We start from the raw sequence: 17,251 nt of genomic DNA on the forward strand, positions 1-17,251 counted from the left end.
AAGACTAAACGATTCCCCCCTCCTATTCAAGGAAGGGGTAGGGGGTGGTTACACTTCTATTCTTATTCCTATAGGAAATGAAAACAATTTGTGTGTTGATACAAACCACCCCCTCAGTCCCCCTCCTTGTAAAGGAGGGGGAAGTTTATGTTAGGTTTATACATAAAAAAACTCCGTTTCAACTTAATGAAACGGAGTCTTAAAATTTAAAAATAAAAATAAAAAAATTATTTATCTGTAAGAGTAGCTATGTGCATTTCAACGTAATCTTTTGCGAACGACATTAAATTCTTTGCAGCGGCTCTTCCTTCAGTTGAACCCATTGCAGCGTTAAGCGCATCTTCGTTTTCAAAATACATTTCTGCGCATAAGAAATACTTATTTCCGCCGAGGCTTTTTATTTCATACACTTCAGATTTTATCAGTCCCGGCATTTGCTTGGCTAGCGGAAGATGTTCGTTATTATACTTTTCTAAAAAAACCTCTTTATCTTCAGGGGCTTTGTAAAGCGCTACAAGTTTTACCATTTTTTATTATGATTGAAAATTTATTTAAAATTATTTTTTTGTCGGCGGGAAGTAAGGCAATACTCCTATAGGATTGCTGAAATATTTTTTAACAAGCTCATCGCTTGAAGAAACCGAAATATCTTTCTTAACCGAATTATCATTGCTTACAAATTCCGTTGTCTCATCGTTATTATCCTGTACAGGTGGATTGCTTTCCAGTTGTTTAATAGCAGCTGCAGTTAAATTTTCTGTCAGCTTATCCTCAGGATAGTTTATTATAAATTCAGGCTTAGGTATTTCCTGCTTCTTGGGAATCTCCCTGTCATAACCAATGTAAACTCCTGACTTCGGAATCATCTTAGGGTCAACAACAAAATATTTTCTATCAGCTACGTAATATTTTCCGTTAAGTACATTGTACAAATTTTCTGCAAGCATTTGTTTATATTCCTGCGGAGTATAAGCCTGCTGGTTCACATCGTAATCTTTCGGGGCGAATGCAACGGTTCTTGCAAATTTTCCTCTGTGGGCAAGTACAATAGTGCCAAGCTCAACATCGCCGAACATCTTTTTAACATCTTCATGTTTCATTCTTATGCAGCCGTGTGATGATGGGCGTACGCCTAAATGCTGGTAATATGCAGTTCCGTTTATTGAGTGAAAACCGATTCCCTGATTGAAAGGCATGAAGTGATACATATCTGCATTATCAAACTGAGATGACTCGTGATGTTCTTCTTTTACAAATATTGCAAATAATCCCGGACGTGATTCAAGTCCCTTATCTAAAAATTTATTTCCTGTTGATACGGGATATTTATCGGTCTTTCCGTTTCTCCAGTGAACATAAACCATCTGTTCGTGAATTTTCAGCTCAAGCCAGTTATCCTTATCAGTGTAAACGGTGTCCATCAGTCCTTCCGCTAAATTTTCTTCGGAGAGAACGTTGAAACCGCTCTGCAGAATCCGGGGACTCAGTTTAGATTCCGTCAGAAACTGATTTTTTACAAAAGTATTTTCCTGCGCAAAAACGCCGCCTTCAAACATTCCCGCTATAATGAAAACCATCAATAAAGAAGGAAGGAAGTAAGTAAGAGCCGTAGGCTTTTCTTCATAAGAATATTCGCCTGAATACTCGTCCTGAATTTGAACTTCGTTTATTTCTAAGTCGGAATTTTGCATATCAAGTAAAATATCAAAAATTATAAAAAAATTCCCTATAAATAGTTTTCCACGTTAAATTTAATAAAATATTACGGCTGGTTCAATTTTAGTCCGCCTGGACTATAAAATATTAATTCGGTTTTTATTATTTTAGTAATCTTAATAAAATTTAATAATTCTTAATAATTCCCCACATGCAAAAAATGTATGGTCCCTTTTACTGCTCTAAAAATGTCTGGCACTGGCACAAAGATTGTCCGGATTTCCCGCAAGGGGAATCTCCTGAGGCAATGGTCAGCACCGTATTCCCTGAAACATACGAGCTATGCCCAAAATGCATGGCTATGAATGAAAAAGAAGTCACAACTCAAATTTCTGCAGTAAAATAACAAACTAACATCCAAAATAGCTAATAAGTCAATCCTTTGCACTATATACTTTAGATGTAGTTCTTTCTATATTATATAACACTCCATATAACGTACCGCCAAATACTACTATAAGCTTCAAATCAAGCCGATTAAAAATCACTACTTTTTATACTAAAGTTGGATTTCATATCGGAAATTCAATTTCTAAGTAAATATACTGATTTATTTTTCCTTACTTATAATTAGTTTTGTAAACAATTAGAAGTACAGCCACGAACCTAAAGAAACGACACTACTAAAATGAATGAAAACGGTTTAAGTACTTTAACAATTCGGGAAAAAGAAGTTTTAAGCATTCTTTCTAACGGCTCGACAAATAAAGAAACAGCAGAAAAGCTTAACATCAGTGTAAGAACTGTAGAAACGCATAGGAAAAATATAATGCAAAAGCTCAATATTAAAAATATTGCGGGGCTTATAAAATTTTCTATTGCCAATAATTTGACGTTTTTAGATTAAATTAAAGTATAAATTCATATTTTCAATCTCTCCTCCGTTAAACGGAACATTCTAACTCTATAAAAATTGTAAAAATTCTACAAACTTCATAACTGCTTACGTATGGCAATACAAAAAAGGAAATGGCTAAAAGCTGAAAATAAGTGTAAGAACAGTAGAAACGCACAGGAAAATATGATGAACAAAATTTATTTGAAAAATCTTACTGAACTTATAAAGTTTTCTATTGTAAATAAATAATCATACTGGAATAATTTATTGATTTATTAATGACAATTTATTATTTTGTTCTGTTAAAAAAATTCCGGTTGTTAAATAATTTTTTAATAGAAAGATACCCCCAGTACTCTCTTCTTCTTTTAATTCCTTTTACAAAATTTATTACAGTATTAATTTTAATCGAATAAATTCATTTTATCCGGTTCTGTTATAATAATTTTAATTTAGTTTTTTTACTCTTTGTTCAGAAATAAAAATTAGTAAATGTATAAGCAGGTCAAAGTTATTCCCAACATAAATTTAACCATCTCAAATAAATGAACAAATTTTACGGACCTTTTTATGAAGGCCTCAATGAAATCTGGCACTGGCGAAAGGAGTGCCCCGATTTTCCCAAACATCCAAATCCAAAAATGATGGTGAGCTCTAATTTTCCTGATAATTTAGAGCTTTGTACAACGTGCCAGCAGCTGGATAAAAAAGATTCAAGCGAGAGAGATTCAAACGGTAGAAAGTAATTTTTATTGTTTACCGTGTTTTAAGCAGTTTAAAATAAAAGTATAAAAGTTTTCACAGGCTTTCTTTTTGTATTTCTAAAGAAAGCCTCTGAAATTTTCTGACAGAGAAGTTTCGATAACCAAAAGAGCAGGAAAAGTATTTCCTTTAACTAAAATATTTAAAAGAATTTATTCAATATCATCTTTAATGTACACTTCACCTTTATAAGGGTGTATTGTTGAGTGAAATTTATATTTTTTTATTTCCAGAATGTAATATGTCATTATATCGCACCAGCATATTTCATCTCTGAATAATTCAAGCTTTGGAAGTGTTCCCCGCTGACAGGAATTCTCCTTATCGTAATCATAATATCCTTCGTTCTCTTCACACCACTTGCAGAATTCTGTCAATTCCTTTGGGTCTGAAAACACTATTTTAAAATGTGTCTCTTCTTTTACATCCTTTAAGTCGTCATTCATATAATGATGATACTTATGTCTGTGTCTTATAATTTTTGCAGTTTTCATATTTAAAGTTATATTTACAACTTGGATTAATTGATGCAAAAAGCGTTCCTACAATAAGTTAAGTATAAATTTCTTAAATAATTCAAAATACACTGTTCTGAGTATTGAAAATTAAAAATACTATTTTTAATTTTATCAAAAATTTCAAATATTTATGGCAAAGAATATAGAACTTTTGCTTGATCAGAAACATCTGCTTAATCAGATTGATTTGTTTATATATTCTACATTTTTAGATGAAAAAGAAATAAACAGCCTACTTAAAATTTACAAATCGAAGGAAGCAGGTCTGGAAAATCTTCTGAACAAATTGCAGAAGAATAGTAAAAAACTGCATAGAAATTTGTTTCTCGAGTATTTTTCCACACGTAAAAAAATACACGATGAAGAACAAAATTACTTCGCAAAAATAAGTGAAGAAATTACCTTATCGCAGGACGGACAGTTAAAAGATATGACAGAACTGGCATAGTTAGACACTCCATTTCAATTACATTCCCCTGGTACTTCCAAAATCTTCTATTTTCACACTATTTTTCGGAACAGCTTTTGTCGCTATTATTGATATTAGTTCTTTAATAAAATTATCAATAATTATATGAGCGTTAAAAGAATATTCGGAATTTTATTAACCGTTCTCGGTGTCGGCGGACTAATTTACACTGCCACATTATTTATGAATACAAGAGGTGCAACTTATGACATAAAACTGCTAGTAGTTTATGGTCTTCTTGGTTTCTTGTTTTTTGTATCAGGTATAGGACTTATCAAAGGTACAAAAGACGAACCTGCCTGATTTATTTATTAATCTTTATTATTGAAAGTTTATGAGAGTCATAACACCTGATTTTCATGCAATCATGGATTACATAATGGCTATATTGTTAGTCACATCTCCATTTACACTGGATTATTACAATGCAGGTCCTGAAACTATGCTGCCTGTATGCCTCGGATTACTTGCTTTATTTATCACACCTATGACTGAATTCCGATTTGCAGTAATTCGGGTTATTCCTTTAAGATGGCATATGATTTATGATTTTATTGCAGGCTTATTTCTTATGCTATCGCCGTGGATTTTTGATTTCTACAGACATGTATATATGCCTCATGTAATATTCGGACTGCTGCAGATTATAGCTTCACTTGTAACAAGTATTTCAAAAGAAGATGAATATGAAGCAATGAAGAAAATAGTTTAGGATATAATTTTAAAACTATGAATGAATATGTTGATGCTGCCTTCAGGGCAGTTGTTTTATATTTTATTATTATCATCTCATTACGCCTGCTCGGTAAAAAAGATATATCTCAGCTGGCTCTTCAGGATTTTGTATTAATACTTCTTATCAGCAAATCACTTTATAACGATGCAGGACTCGGACCAGGAATAACAATGGTACTTACGCTTGCAATAATAAATTACATCATGGACTGGATTTTATTCAAATCTAAAAAAGCAAGAAAAATAATTGTTGGTGAACCTGTAGTTTTAATTGAAAACGGCAATGTTCTTCCAAAAGCTCTTAACTGTGAAAAATTAACAATGGATGAATTAATTGCCGGGCTGCGAAAGCAGGGCTATGAAAAAATACAAGACGTTAAATGGGCAATACTTGAAACCGGCGGGGAGATAAGCGTAATAGGTAAATAAAAAATACACATCACATAATTTTATTCTCTCTTGAGACTTTAAACAAATCTCCATAGCTTACTAACAACACTTCTAAATTTTATAATAATACATAATATATCATGAATAAATCAGAAACAAAATCTTCAACATTTCTTCTTGGGGAAGATATTGAAATAAACAGACTCGGATACGGAGCTATGCAGTTAACAGGTAAAGGTGTTAACGGAGATATGGAAGACCGAAGCATAGGAATAAAAATTTTACAATACGCAGTTGATAACGGCGTTAACTTTATTGATACTGCCGAAGCATACGGTCCCGAAACAAATGAAAGACTTATTGCAGATGCATTACATCCTTATAAAGCGGGACTTACAATCGCAACTAAAGGCGGCTTTGATAGGCCATCTGCGGGTCAATGGATTATCAATGGAAAACCTGAAAGAATTGCAGAAGAAATTGAAGGCAGCTTAAAGCGATTGAAAGTTGACTGCATCGATTTATGGCAGCTTCACAGAATTGACCCGAATGTTCCGGTTGAAGAAACTCTTACACCCGTTGCAGAAGCAGTGAAGGCAGGAAAAATTAAACATGTCGGATTATCTGAAGTAAAAATTACTGAAATAGAACAAGCTGAAAAAGTTGTTCCTATTGTGTCAGTTCAGAATTATTATAATCTGCATGAACGAAAATGGGAAGCTGAAGTAGATTACTGCGCAAAGCGAAACATGGCATTCATTCCGTGGTATCCGCTTGCATCGGGTCCACATAAATTGCAGGATAAAGTAAGTAAAATTGCCGCGGCTCATAATGCAACAACTGCTCAGATTGCGCTGGCATGGCTGCTGCGCCGCTCACCTAATATTATTTTAATTCCCGGTACAAAATCACTGGAGCATCTTAAGGAGAATCTGGAAGCGGAAAAAATAAATTTGACAGAGGAAGAAGTAAATGAGTTAACATGAAGAAATTAGACTTAGCTTGCATTATTACGGCACGTAATTCCCTCCCCTTAATAAGGGGAGGGTTAGGGAGGGGTCAATGGGAGATAAAATTTCAATTTTCTCTTATTCTTTAATCTCCCACTCAGCCCCCCTCCTTAGTAAGGAGGGGGAAGTAAGCATCATTCAAAATCTGTGTAATCAGTGATTCAATCTTATGACATTCAACCAATCTGAATATGATATTAAACTTGAATGGGGTTTGCACGGCATTGAACAGCTTACATCTGTTTCAGATGTGATAATAATTGTCGATATACTTTCTTTCTCAACATGTGTAGATATTGCAGTAAGCCACGGAGCAATTATTTATCCTTACAGATATAAAGATGAAAGCGCAATTGAATATGCAAAGTCTCTGAATGCTGAACTTGCAGATGCAAATAGAAATTCTGAAGGCTTCACACTCTCCCCTCTCTCATTAAAGAATATTCCCCCGGGTACAAAATTAGTTTTACCTTCACCTAACGGAGCAACGCTTTCATTAGCTACAGGAAATGTAACAACAATCTGCGGCGGGCTTAGAAATCCTAATGCAGTTGCTGAGTACGCTATGAGCATTGGAAAAAGTATCTCTGTAATTCCCGCAGGAGAGAAATGGCAGGACGGAAGTTTAAGATTTGCAATTGAAGATTACATTGGAGCAGGAGCTATAATTTCTTATCTAAAAGGTATCTTATCACCTGAAAGCAAATCCGCTCTGGCAGTTTATCAAAGTGTGAAAGAGAATTTATTGGAAGAAATAAAAAAGTGTTCCTCAGGAAAAGAACTAGTTGAAAGAGGATTTGAGGAAGATGTGAACTTAGCCTGTGAGTTTAATGTGAGTGAATGTGTTCCTTTTTTAAAAAACGGCGCGTATGAGAATATTAGAAGTTTATAAAAAAAATTTTCATCCCGTTAATGGGTCTGACAGCAGAAATCGAAAATTGCGAAAAATTCTCAAAAAAGTCCCGTTTTCCGTTCACTTATTTTACTGTTAATACAGTAAAATAAAATCAACTTTACATAATGCGGGAATAATATTTAGATAAATCAATAAATTATTTCGCCTCTCAGAATTTTCGCGTAACTTTTGCATTTTTGGGCTGGAAATGAGGTTTTTAACCAAACTTACCTGTAATATATTCTTCGGTCAATTTCTCTTTCGGATTTGTAAACATCCTGCGGGTTCTGGAGTACTCAACAAGTTTCCCCATGTAAAAAAACGCTGTGTGGTCGCTGACTCTCGCTGCCTGCTGCATGTTGTGTGTCACAACTAGGATAGTAAATTCTTTTTTAAGATTGAAAATAAGCTCTTCAATTTTCTGAGTTGAAATCGGGTCTAGAGCGCTCGTTGGTTCATCCATTAAAATTATTTCCGGCTGCACGGCAATAGTTCTTGCTATACAAAGTCTCTGCTGCTGCCCGCCTGATAAACTTACTGCCGGCTCTTTTAATCTGTCCTTAACTTCTTCCCATAGTCCCGCAAGCTTTAAACAACGCTCGGCGATTTCCGGCAAAGCTTTTTTATCTTTATAGCCGTTCATCTTTAATCCAGAAACAACATTTTCATAGATGGACATTTTCGGGAACGGATTTGGCTTCTGAAAAACCATTCCGACTTTCTTTCTTAAATCAACTGTATCGTATTCTGAGATACTATGTTTATTAATAAAAATTTCTCCTGTGACTTTTGACTTCGGAATCATATCGTGCATAAAATTCAATGCTCGAAGGAAGGTAGATTTTCCGCAGCCCGATGGTCCTATGATTGCAGTCGCTGTCTGTTTACGAACGCTTAAATTTATATCGGTAATAGCAGGACGCTCATTAAAAGACACTGAAAGATTTTTAGTCTCAACTTCATATTCTTTATCGGTCGGATTCTCAACGACTTCCATTGCAGGAGCGTCAACTTCCTCGTCAGGTAAACTTATAATATTTAATTGTTCTTCGGTCAATTTATACTTTGTTTGCAAATTTATCTCTTGTTACAATTCTTACAATGAGATTTACAATGAATACTAATGTGATTAAAACCAATGCACCTGCCCATGCCTGTTTGTGCCAGTCATCGAAAGGTGATATTGCGTAGTTGAAAATCTGTACAGGTAATGATGCAATCGGCTGATTTAAATCAGTGCTCCAGAATCTGTTTCCGAATGCCGTGAACAACAACGGTGCTGTCTCCCCTGCCGCTCTTGCAATAGCGAGTAAAATACCTGTAATAATTCCGCCGGATGCTGTTCTTAACACAATCTGCAAAGTTGTTTTCCATCGGGAAACACCTAAAGCAAGTGAAGCTTCCCGTAATGATTGCGGAACAAGCTTAAGCATTTCTTCGGTAATCCGGGTAATTGTGGGAACCATTAAAACTCCCAGAGCGAAACTACCCGCAAGAGTTGAAAATCCCTGCATGGGAATTACAATTACTCCATAGGCAAAAATACCAATGATAATTGACGGCACTCCGCTTAAAACATCCGTAACAAATTTTACAAGATTGGAAAATAAGCCGCCTGAGTATTCAGTCACATAAATGCCTGCCATTACTCCTACAGGAATTCCGATAAATGAACCCAGGGATACAAGAATAAGTGTCCCAACAATTCCGTTCGCCATACCTCCGCCGCTTTCCCCTACAGGTTTAGGCATCTGAGTAAAGAAGTCCCAGTTTAGTGAAGATATGCCTGACTTAGTTGTATAAAAGAAAATATAGAACAACGGAAGAATACTTATTATAGCAGCAACAACGCAAAGGAAAAGCATAGTAGAGTTCACTATCTTTCTCCTGCGAAGATTTTTCGGTTTTGCAAAAACTGATGTATGTTGTTGTACTGTTTCTTCCAATTTAATTTCTTTATTTACCTTTTCTATTTGCCTTCGGTTTTTCTTGTGAAACTGTATATTAATAATCGCGCAAATGAATTTATAATAAATGTTACTGCAAATAAAATTAACCCGACTTCAATGAGTGCGCTTACGTGTAAATTTCCGGATGCCTCTGCAAACTCATTTGCAATCACAGAAGCCATTGTATATGCTGGCTCAAATAGTGATGAACTTATCTCTGCTCTGTTTCCTATTACCATTGTAACTGCCATCGTTTCTCCGATTGCCCTTCCAAGTCCCAGCACCGATGCGCCTAAAATACCTGAGCGCGCATTAAGCAGTGCCATTTTTATTGCTTCCCACTTAGTTGCTCCCAATGCGTATGCGGCTTCGCGCTGTGCAGTAGGTATTGCTTTCAAAACGTCTCTTGTTATTGCTGTGATAATCGGCGTTATCATTATAGCTAAAATTATTGCCGCTGTAAGTAAACCAGTTCCATATGGAGTACCTTTAAAGAATGGTAAAAATCCTAACGTGCTTTGTAATAACGGCTGCACGGTTCCCCGCATAAATGGAGCAAGAACGAATATTCCCCAGAAGCCATAGATTATGCTTGGTATTGCTGCAAGAATTTCGATTAAGAAACTTAACGGAGTGCGGAATGCACGGTTTACAATTTCATTTAAAAAAACTGCAACGCCAATACTGATAGGTAACGATATTAATAATGCTAAAATAGATGAAACTACTGTTCCGAAGATAAAAGGCAACGCGCCAAATTTTTCTTTTACGGGATCCCATTCATTGGAAAAAATAAATTTCCATCCGAATGCCTCACGCGCATCAATTGAGTCCTGGAACATTTCAATAATTATCCATGCTACTATTAAAATAATCGAGCATGCAAAAATCAATGTCAGCTTCTCAAAGAAAATATCCGACCATTTCTTTTTGCTTTTAATTTCAGGGGCAATATTTAATGCTTCGTCACTAATATTTAAAGTGGTTTACCGTTAAAGTTTATTAATTCTATTCTGGCTAATGCTTTTTCTACAACTGATTGTGGCAGTGACGAATATCCTAAATCGTTTGCAAATTTTTTCCCGTCAGTCAATGCCCATTTTAAAAAGCTTTTTAAAATCCTTCCTCTTATTAAATCCCTTTGGTTTTCAAGTACTAGTAAGTATGTATAGCTTGCTATTGGATAAGCGCCTTTTCCTTTTGCATTTGTTACTGATAAAGTTAATGATTCAGTCATTTCATCAACTGTATTATCTGCTGCTTTAGTGACGGATTCAAGCGAAGGAGAAATAAACTCCCCTTCTTTATTTTTTACATTAGCATAGCTTAGTTTATTTTGCAAAGCATAAATCAACTCAATATACCCGATGGAATATTCTAATTGTTTTACAATTCCTGTAACACCTTCATTTCCTTTACCGCCCTGTCCTACAGGAAATCGAACATCTTTAGCAGTACCATGGTTTTGTTTCCATTCGGGACTGACTTTGCTCAAATAATCAGTATAAATATATGTTGTTCCGCTACCGTCAGTTCTGTAACAAACCACAATTTCTTTATCAGGAAAATTTATATCGGGATTGTCTGATTTTATTCTTTCATCATTCCATCTTTTTATTTTGCCCATATAAATATCGGCAATTGTTTCGCCTGAGAGATTTATATTTTTATTTATACCTGGCAAATTATATGTAAGCACAACTGCGCCAAGAACAGTAGGAATCTGCAGCACGCGTGAATTATTCCTATCCTCTGCTTTCTTTTTTTCCGTTTCATTCATAGGGCTATCCGATGCGCCGAAATCAACTGTGCCTTCCGTAATCTGACGAATTCCACCGCCTGAGCCGATTGACTGATAATTTATTTTTGCATTCTTATCCACTTTATAATATTCGTCAAACCATTTTGAGTAAATCGGGAATGGGAAGGTTGCTCCCGCGCCATTTAGCTGACCGCCTGAACGGTTCAAAGCGACGTTGCGTTTTCCTCCACAGGAAAAAAAGATAAGTGAAATTAAAAGGATGGAAATATATCTCATAATCTATACAAATATACTGAAATCGTATTGGAGTTAGTGTTAAGAAATTGTAAAGCAATTTTGGAAATACTTTATTTATATAGCATTTATCTGAATTAATCTATAACATTTTTGTTATCTTAACGTAGATATTGATAATTTTTCCTCGCACGCAAATCTTTTAATTCTAAACTAAATTTGTTATGAAAAAAATTCTTCTAACCGCACTTGTAATATTTTTTGCATTTAAAATATATGCACAGGATAATACAGAAACAAAAGTTCAGAAAATTGATGAGCTCATTAATAAATATGTAGAGTACGGCTTATTCAACGGAAGCGTTATGGTCGTGGAAAACGGAAATACTATTTTATCCAAAGGTTATGGCTATTCGGATTTTGTAAATAAAACTCCGAATACTCCTGAAACAAAATTCCGTGTAGGTTCAATTACAAAACAGTTTACATCTATGCTTATAATGCAGCTTGTTGAAAAAGGTAAGATAAAATTAGACGGCAAGCTTTCTGATTATCTTCCTTATTACAGAAAAGATCAGGGAGATAAAATCACGATTCATAATCTGCTTACACATACTTCGGGAATTCCTAACTATACTGCTATTCCAGATTTTATGCAAAAACACTTAAATGATCCATTGACTCCAAAAGAACTTATACTAAAATATGGAAGTGGAGATTTGGAGTTTGAACCGGGCACAAGCTGGAATTACAGCAATACAGGTTACGTTATACTTGGCGCAATAATAGAAGAAGTAACCGGTAAAAAATATGAAGAAGTGCTGCAAGAAAATATTTTAAATCCTTTAGGAATGACTAACAGCGGGTATGAACATAACGATGTAAAAATGACTAACCAGGCAATAGGATATGATAATAATTTTAATGGTGTTACTCCAGCTAAGTATATAGATATGACAATTCCTCATGCCGCTGGTGCAATGTACTCTACGGTTGAAGATTTATACAAATGGGATAGAGCTTTATATACTGAAAAGCTTCTTTCAAATGATATGAAAGAAAAAATGTTCACTCCATTTTTAAAAAACTATGCCTATGGATGGGGTACAGGAAAAATTAATGTAAACGGCACAGAGAAAAAGGTTTTAGCGCACAGCGGTGGAATAAACGGATTCAATGCAAATATTATCAGATTAGTTGATGATAACATTGTTGTAATTGGTTTAAGCAATTTTTTCAATGGTCAATCAGGAAAAATGACGAATGAGATTTCAAAAATTATGTTTGGATTTCCTTACTCATTACCTGCTAAGCCATTGATGCAAGTGTTGATCTCTTCAGCTTCTACTAAAGGTTTAAAAGAAGCAGTAAGTGAAGTTAAAGAACTTGCTAAAGACAAAAAAAATTATTCTGCCAGTGAAGAAGATATAAACTTATACGGTTATCAATTATTAGGCGATAAAAAATATGATGATGCAATTGAAGTTTTAAAACTGAATGTTGACTTATTTCCGGATTCATTTAACGTTTATGACAGCTTAGGTGAAGCTTATCTTGCAAAAGGTGATAAAGAAAATGCTCTTAAAAATTATAAGAAGTCAGTAGAGTTAAATCCAAAGAGCACGAGCGGACTTGAAGCGATAAAGAAATTGGAAGGTAAGTAAAGAAATTAGCAATTAACATAATCAACCTCAACCGGTTTACAAAAAAAAAAGACCTGACAGGATTAAAAACCTGTCAGGTCAATTTATATCTGTTAATTTCTAATTATTACTTAGTCAGTATCATGCTCTTCGTTTCAACAAAATTTCCAGCTTCAAGCTTATAGAAATAAATTCCGCTTGATAGTTTTGATGCATCAAAATTTACTGAATAACTCCCTGCATTATATCTTTCATTTGCTAAAACATCTACAACTCTTCCTAAGTTATCATAAATTGTAATCTTCACAAATGATTCTTTTGGAATTTCGAAATTAATATTCGTTACAGGATTAAACGGATTCGGATAATTCTGCTTCAATGAAAATTTTCCGGGAATCTCCGTGCTGATATTATGAACACCAATTGTCGTCGAACCGCTTTTGATAATGATATTACTGTTAGGGTCAAATGTAAATGCGCTCGGCTGCTTTGAGAAATTCCATGTAAAGAGCTGATTATTAGCATCGTTCATAACTCTGATTGTTGTATCGGTTCCACCCACAAATGCGATTTTAACTTCAACCGGCATTTTAAAATAAGCGGGAGAAGGCGGACCCTGAATTTGCTTTGCCGTAAATTTTACTGTCCAGTTGTTGCTTCCATTATTTATAAACTGATATTTGTTATCGTAGACGGGATGATTTGGCTGATAAACCCATTCATCAAAGAACCAGTTTAAGTCCTGCCCTGAAACTGCATTAATCTTTGTAATAAAATCTGCTGTGACTGCATTCTTAAATTTAAAATTTGTTGTATCAGTTGCATAAGAGCGGAGGCAATTAAAAAATACGGACGTATCCTGAAGAACATATCTCAGCATATGCAATACACATGAACCTTTATCATAGGTAATTGCAGTATTATATAAAGTATTAATGTTCGGAGTTGTAACTGCCCAGCTTGGATTATAAATAGGCCATCCCGGATTTGAACCCAGATATTCCCCAGCATTACTGTTAATTGCACTCTTGTAAGCTGCATAACCTGTTGTTGTTTCTTTCCAGAGTGCCTCACAATAAGTTGCGAAGCCTTCATTAAGCCAGACATCAGCCCATGTACCGGGAGAGACCAAGTCTCCAAACCATTGATGCCCGAACTCATGTGCTACTAAATTTTCCTGCCAGCCGTTTGGTGTCAGAATAATGAGTGTTTGGTTTTCCATTCCGCCCCATTGAAATAAATTGTTCGCCGTTGCAAATCCGTTCTTTTCAAAAGCATGCTCGCCGAACATCTGCGAATAGCGCGTTATCATACCAGGCATTTTTGATTTTATGTTTGCCAGTCCGCTCTCACCTGTATTCCAGTAAAATCTTAACGGTATGCTGTCGTTAGGATTTGAAATTTTCTTCCACCATATAACATCTAGATTATAATTTACCTTTCCTATAAATGTTATCAGATAAGTTGATATAGGATCTCTGCTTATCCAGTTATAAAAAATTGCGCCTCCGCTTACCGTTGAATCTGCAAGTCTGCCGTTAGAGCCTAATAAAACATTTGTCGGAACTCGCGCAGTTAAATTTAATGTTGCTTTATCTCCCGGCTTATCCCAGCATGGGAATACATAACGCGCACCTTCAGGCGGGAAGTCAGTAAAAACCATTCCGTTTGAAACATTATAATGAGTATCTGAAACTTCGTTGTGATGGTATGCAATATAAAGGATAATGGTTTCACCCGGATTATATGTTCTATCAAGCATAATTAATACAATGTTTGAAAGATGTGTATAGGATAGTAATGTCGAGCCGATTTTTACTGTATCAATTCCAAGTGAAGTATTCACTGCATTAAGTTGAATCGAATGCAATGTTGAGTCAACCCTGAGTGTAACCTGATTCGTTCCTTTGAATGATTTCGGATACGGTGTTATAAAGCTATTGTAAATATCCAGATTCAATTTATAATCAAGCACATTGAATGAATGAACGGGAGAATTTGGAGATAAGTCAGTGCTTTGAGGAATAAATTTTCTGTTCATTTTTCCGTGAGAGCATTCAAATGCTCCTGAAATTTCTGATCTCTGAGCAAAGCTTAAACCGTAAACAAACAGTAGAAAGAAAAGAGTAAATATTTTCATGAGATGATATAATTTTATACTGGAATAAAAAGAAAAAGTAAGAATGTTTTAAAAGTAAATAAAGGGGAAACGCAGACGAGAATATATATATAAAAAAACCTGGCAATTTTAAAACTGCCAGGTCTATTAAGATCAGTAGATTGTTATTAACAATTATTATTTCGTCAGTATCATGCTCTTAGTTTCAACAAAATTACCTGCTTCAATTTTATAGAAATAAATTCCGCTTGAAAGTCTGGATGCATCAAAGCTTACAGAGTAAGTCCCGGCATTATAATTTTCATTTGCTAAAACATTTACTACTCTTCCTAAGTTATCATAAACTGTAATCTTCACAAATGATTCTTTCGGAATTTCAAAATTAATATTTGTTACAGGGTTGAACGGATTCGGATAATTTTGTTTCAAAGCATACTTAAATGGAATTTCGTTTGAAACTGTTTCTACTCCCATTACTGTCGTTCCCTGTTTCAATACTATATTAGCATTCGGGTCAAAGGTGACTGCATTCGGCTGCTTTGTAAAATTCCAAGTGAATAACTGATTATTTACATCATTCATTACTCTTATTGTAGTGTCTGTTCCTCCTACAAATGCGACTTTAACCTCAATAGGCATTTTGAAAAATGCAGGAGTGGATTGTGTCTGCTTTGCCATAAATCTTACAGTCCAGTTTGTTCCTGAACCGGAATAATTATATGTGTTAGCATATACAGGATGATTTGGCTGATATACCCACTCATTAAAGAACCATGTCAAATCCTGTCCGGAAACTGTATTCACTTTGTTAATAAAGTCTGCTGTTACTGAATTTTTAAATTTAAAGTTTGTGGTATCCTGAGTATAGCTTCTTAATATATTAAAGAACATTGTTGTATCGTTCAAAGTATATCTGAGCATATGAAGAACACATCCGCCTTTATCGTACGTTATAGCTGTGTTGAACAATGTATTCTGATCAGGTGTAGTAATTGCCCAGGACGGATTGTATATCGGCCAGCCGGGATTACCGGATAAATATCCGCTTGCATCGCTATTGATAGCTGACTTATATGATGCATATCCTGAAGTATATTCTTTCCATAATGCTTCACAGTACGTTGCAAATCCTTCATTAAGCCAGATGTCTGCCCATGTTCCGGGAGATATCAAATCACCAAACCATTGATGACCAAACTCATGCGCTACAACATTTTCATTCCAGTAATTAGGAGCAAGGATAGTTAATGTTTGATTTTCCATTCCGCCCCATGTAAACTGGCTGTTAGCAGTAGCAAAACCATTCTTTTCAAAAACGTGTTCGCAGAAAAGCTGGGAATAACGAGTCATCATAGAAGGCATTTTTGATTTGATGTTTGCAAGTCCTGACTCTCCTGTATTCCAGTAAAATCTTATCGGAATACTATCTGCAGGATTGGAAAGTTTATGCCACCATACTACATCAAGATTGTATCCGACCTTACCAATCATTGTCATTAAGTATGTTGCAATCGGGTCTCTGCTTACCCAATGATAAAAAATTGCTCCGCCGTTTACTGTTGAATCAGCCAATCTTCCGTTAGAACCCAGGATAACTGTTGTTGGTGTTCTTGCAGTTAAATCCCATGTGGCTTTATCTGATGGTCTGTCCCAGCATGGGAACCAGCCTCTTGCGCCTTCAGGTTCAGCATCTGTAAAAACCATTCCATTGCTTGCATAAAAACCATTAGCAGAAACATTGTTATGGTGATAAGAAATCTTCATAACGACTGTTTCACCCGGGTTATAAGTTCTATCCAGTGTTATCGAAACAACATCGCTAACATGAGAATAGGTTAAAGATGTATTACCAATTTTAACAGTATCAATACCTATAGAAGTATTTAGCGCATTTAATTTGATTGAATTTAATGTTGAGTCAACTCTGAAAGTTATCTGGTTAGTACCTGTATAAGCTTTTGTGTATGGAGAAATAAAACAATTGTAGATATCTAGATTCAGTTTGTAATCAAGAACATTGAATGAATGAACAGGTGTATTAGGAGAATCGAATTCAGTGTGCAAGTATGATTGTTGGTGCATCTTCTTTTGAGAACATGCGTCAGCCCCTGTCATTTCGTCTGCCTGAGCGTAAATATTATAACTGCAGAAAGACAAAATAAAAAGTAAAATTAGGTTTTTCATTTAGTAGTTTTCTAAAATAAAGAACAA

At 35.1% G+C, this 17,251-nt stretch carries 19 protein-coding genes; 10 read left to right on the top strand and 9 right to left on the bottom strand.

The genetic code is table 11. The features are described from left to right. Positions 1-227 precede the first annotated feature (227 nt). On the bottom strand, positions 228-527 hold the full coding sequence (locus JST55_09910) for an EthD family reductase (GenBank protein ID MBS1493817.1): 300 nt from the start codon (positions 525-527) through the stop codon (positions 228-230). Positions 528-557: 30 nt separating this feature from the next. Further along, a complete protein-coding gene (locus JST55_09915; protein ID MBS1493818.1) occupies positions 558-1,691 on the bottom strand; it encodes a L,D-transpeptidase in 1,134 nt (377 codons plus the stop codon). A 176-nt stretch (positions 1,692-1,867) separates the two neighbouring features. Here JST55_09915 and JST55_09920 point away from each other — a divergent pair, with 176 nt between their 5' ends. From JST55_09920 to JST55_09930, 3 genes are all read left to right on the top strand, one after another. Then, positions 1,868-2,062: a hypothetical protein gene (locus JST55_09920; protein MBS1493819.1), complete on the top strand. Its 195-nt coding sequence runs from the start codon at positions 1,868-1,870 to the stop codon at positions 2,060-2,062. A 282-nt stretch (positions 2,063-2,344) separates the two neighbouring features. Beyond that, positions 2,345-2,563 carry a helix-turn-helix transcriptional regulator gene (locus tag JST55_09925; protein MBS1493820.1) on the top strand — a complete coding sequence of 73 codons (219 nt, stop codon included), beginning with the start codon at positions 2,345-2,347 and terminating at the stop codon, positions 2,561-2,563. Between the two features lie 536 nt (positions 2,564-3,099). Then, the gene (locus tag JST55_09930) at positions 3,100-3,300 is read left to right on the top strand and encodes a hypothetical protein (protein MBS1493821.1); all 201 of its coding nucleotides are present in this window, start codon (positions 3,100-3,102) and stop codon (positions 3,298-3,300) included. 168 nt (positions 3,301-3,468) lie between these two features. Here JST55_09930 and JST55_09935 read toward each other — a convergent pair whose 3' ends face one another. Then, complete coding sequence (locus JST55_09935) at positions 3,469-3,810, bottom strand: hypothetical protein (GenBank protein MBS1493822.1); 342 nt, start codon at positions 3,808-3,810, stop codon at positions 3,469-3,471. 154 nt (positions 3,811-3,964) lie between these two features. Between JST55_09935 and JST55_09940 the strand changes: the two genes are divergently transcribed. The 6 genes from JST55_09940 to JST55_09965 all read left to right on the top strand — a co-directional run bounded on the left by JST55_09940 (position 3,965) and on the right by JST55_09965 (position 7,330). Beyond that, the gene (locus JST55_09940; GenBank protein MBS1493823.1) at positions 3,965-4,282 is read left to right on the top strand and encodes a hypothetical protein; all 318 of its coding nucleotides are present in this window, start codon (positions 3,965-3,967) and stop codon (positions 4,280-4,282) included. 126 nt (positions 4,283-4,408) lie between these two features. Further along, positions 4,409-4,606: a hypothetical protein gene (locus tag JST55_09945; GenBank protein ID MBS1493824.1), complete on the top strand. Its 198-nt coding sequence runs from the start codon at positions 4,409-4,411 to the stop codon at positions 4,604-4,606. 31 nt (positions 4,607-4,637) lie between these two features. After that, positions 4,638-5,015 carry a hypothetical protein gene (locus JST55_09950; protein MBS1493825.1) on the top strand — a complete coding sequence of 126 codons (378 nt, stop codon included), beginning with the start codon at positions 4,638-4,640 and terminating at the stop codon, positions 5,013-5,015. 17 nt (positions 5,016-5,032) lie between these two features. Beyond that, positions 5,033-5,467, top strand: a complete 435-nt coding sequence (locus JST55_09955) for a DUF421 domain-containing protein (protein MBS1493826.1) — start codon at positions 5,033-5,035, stop codon at positions 5,465-5,467. A 101-nt stretch (positions 5,468-5,568) separates the two neighbouring features. Then, on the top strand, positions 5,569-6,414 hold the full coding sequence (locus tag JST55_09960) for an aldo/keto reductase (GenBank protein ID MBS1493827.1): 846 nt from the start codon (positions 5,569-5,571) through the stop codon (positions 6,412-6,414). 193 nt (positions 6,415-6,607) lie between these two features. Continuing rightward, positions 6,608-7,330 (top strand): 2-phosphosulfolactate phosphatase, encoded by a 723-nt coding sequence (locus JST55_09965; GenBank protein MBS1493828.1) that lies wholly within the window; start codon positions 6,608-6,610, stop codon positions 7,328-7,330. Between the two features lie 220 nt (positions 7,331-7,550). Here the strand turns inward: JST55_09965 and pstB are convergent, their stop codons facing one another. From pstB to pstS, 4 genes are all read right to left on the bottom strand, one after another. Further along, positions 7,551-8,330 (bottom strand): phosphate ABC transporter ATP-binding protein, encoded by a 780-nt coding sequence (pstB, locus tag JST55_09970; protein ID MBS1493829.1) that lies wholly within the window; start codon positions 8,328-8,330, stop codon positions 7,551-7,553. Between the two features lie 61 nt (positions 8,331-8,391). Next, a complete protein-coding gene (gene pstA / locus JST55_09975; protein MBS1493830.1) occupies positions 8,392-9,198 on the bottom strand; it encodes a phosphate ABC transporter permease PstA in 807 nt (268 codons plus the stop codon). Positions 9,199-9,302: 104 nt separating this feature from the next. Beyond that, positions 9,303-10,235, bottom strand: a complete 933-nt coding sequence (gene pstC / locus JST55_09980; protein MBS1493831.1) for a phosphate ABC transporter permease subunit PstC — start codon at positions 10,233-10,235, stop codon at positions 9,303-9,305. Positions 10,236-10,258: 23 nt separating this feature from the next. Next, entirely contained in the window at positions 10,259-11,320 is a 1,062-nt protein-coding gene (gene pstS, locus JST55_09985) for a phosphate ABC transporter substrate-binding protein PstS (protein MBS1493832.1), read from the bottom strand. Positions 11,321-11,502: 182 nt separating this feature from the next. Here pstS and JST55_09990 point away from each other — a divergent pair, with 182 nt between their 5' ends. Continuing rightward, positions 11,503-12,942, top strand: coding sequence for a serine hydrolase (locus JST55_09990; GenBank protein MBS1493833.1), 1,440 nt, complete (start codon positions 11,503-11,505; stop codon positions 12,940-12,942). A 106-nt stretch (positions 12,943-13,048) separates the two neighbouring features. On the opposite strand, the gene JST55_09995 is transcribed toward JST55_09990, so the two are convergent. Then, a complete protein-coding gene (locus JST55_09995; GenBank protein ID MBS1493834.1) occupies positions 13,049-15,061 on the bottom strand; it encodes a T9SS type A sorting domain-containing protein in 2,013 nt (670 codons plus the stop codon). Positions 15,062-15,217: 156 nt separating this feature from the next. Then, entirely contained in the window at positions 15,218-17,224 is a 2,007-nt protein-coding gene (locus tag JST55_10000; protein MBS1493835.1) for a T9SS type A sorting domain-containing protein, read from the bottom strand. Positions 17,225-17,251: the final 27 nt, after the last annotated feature.

It is taken from the genome of Bacteroidota bacterium, assembly GCA_018266835.1.
GTDB lineage: Bacteria > Bacteroidota > Ignavibacteria > Tepidaquicellales > Tepidaquicellaceae > JAFDZO01.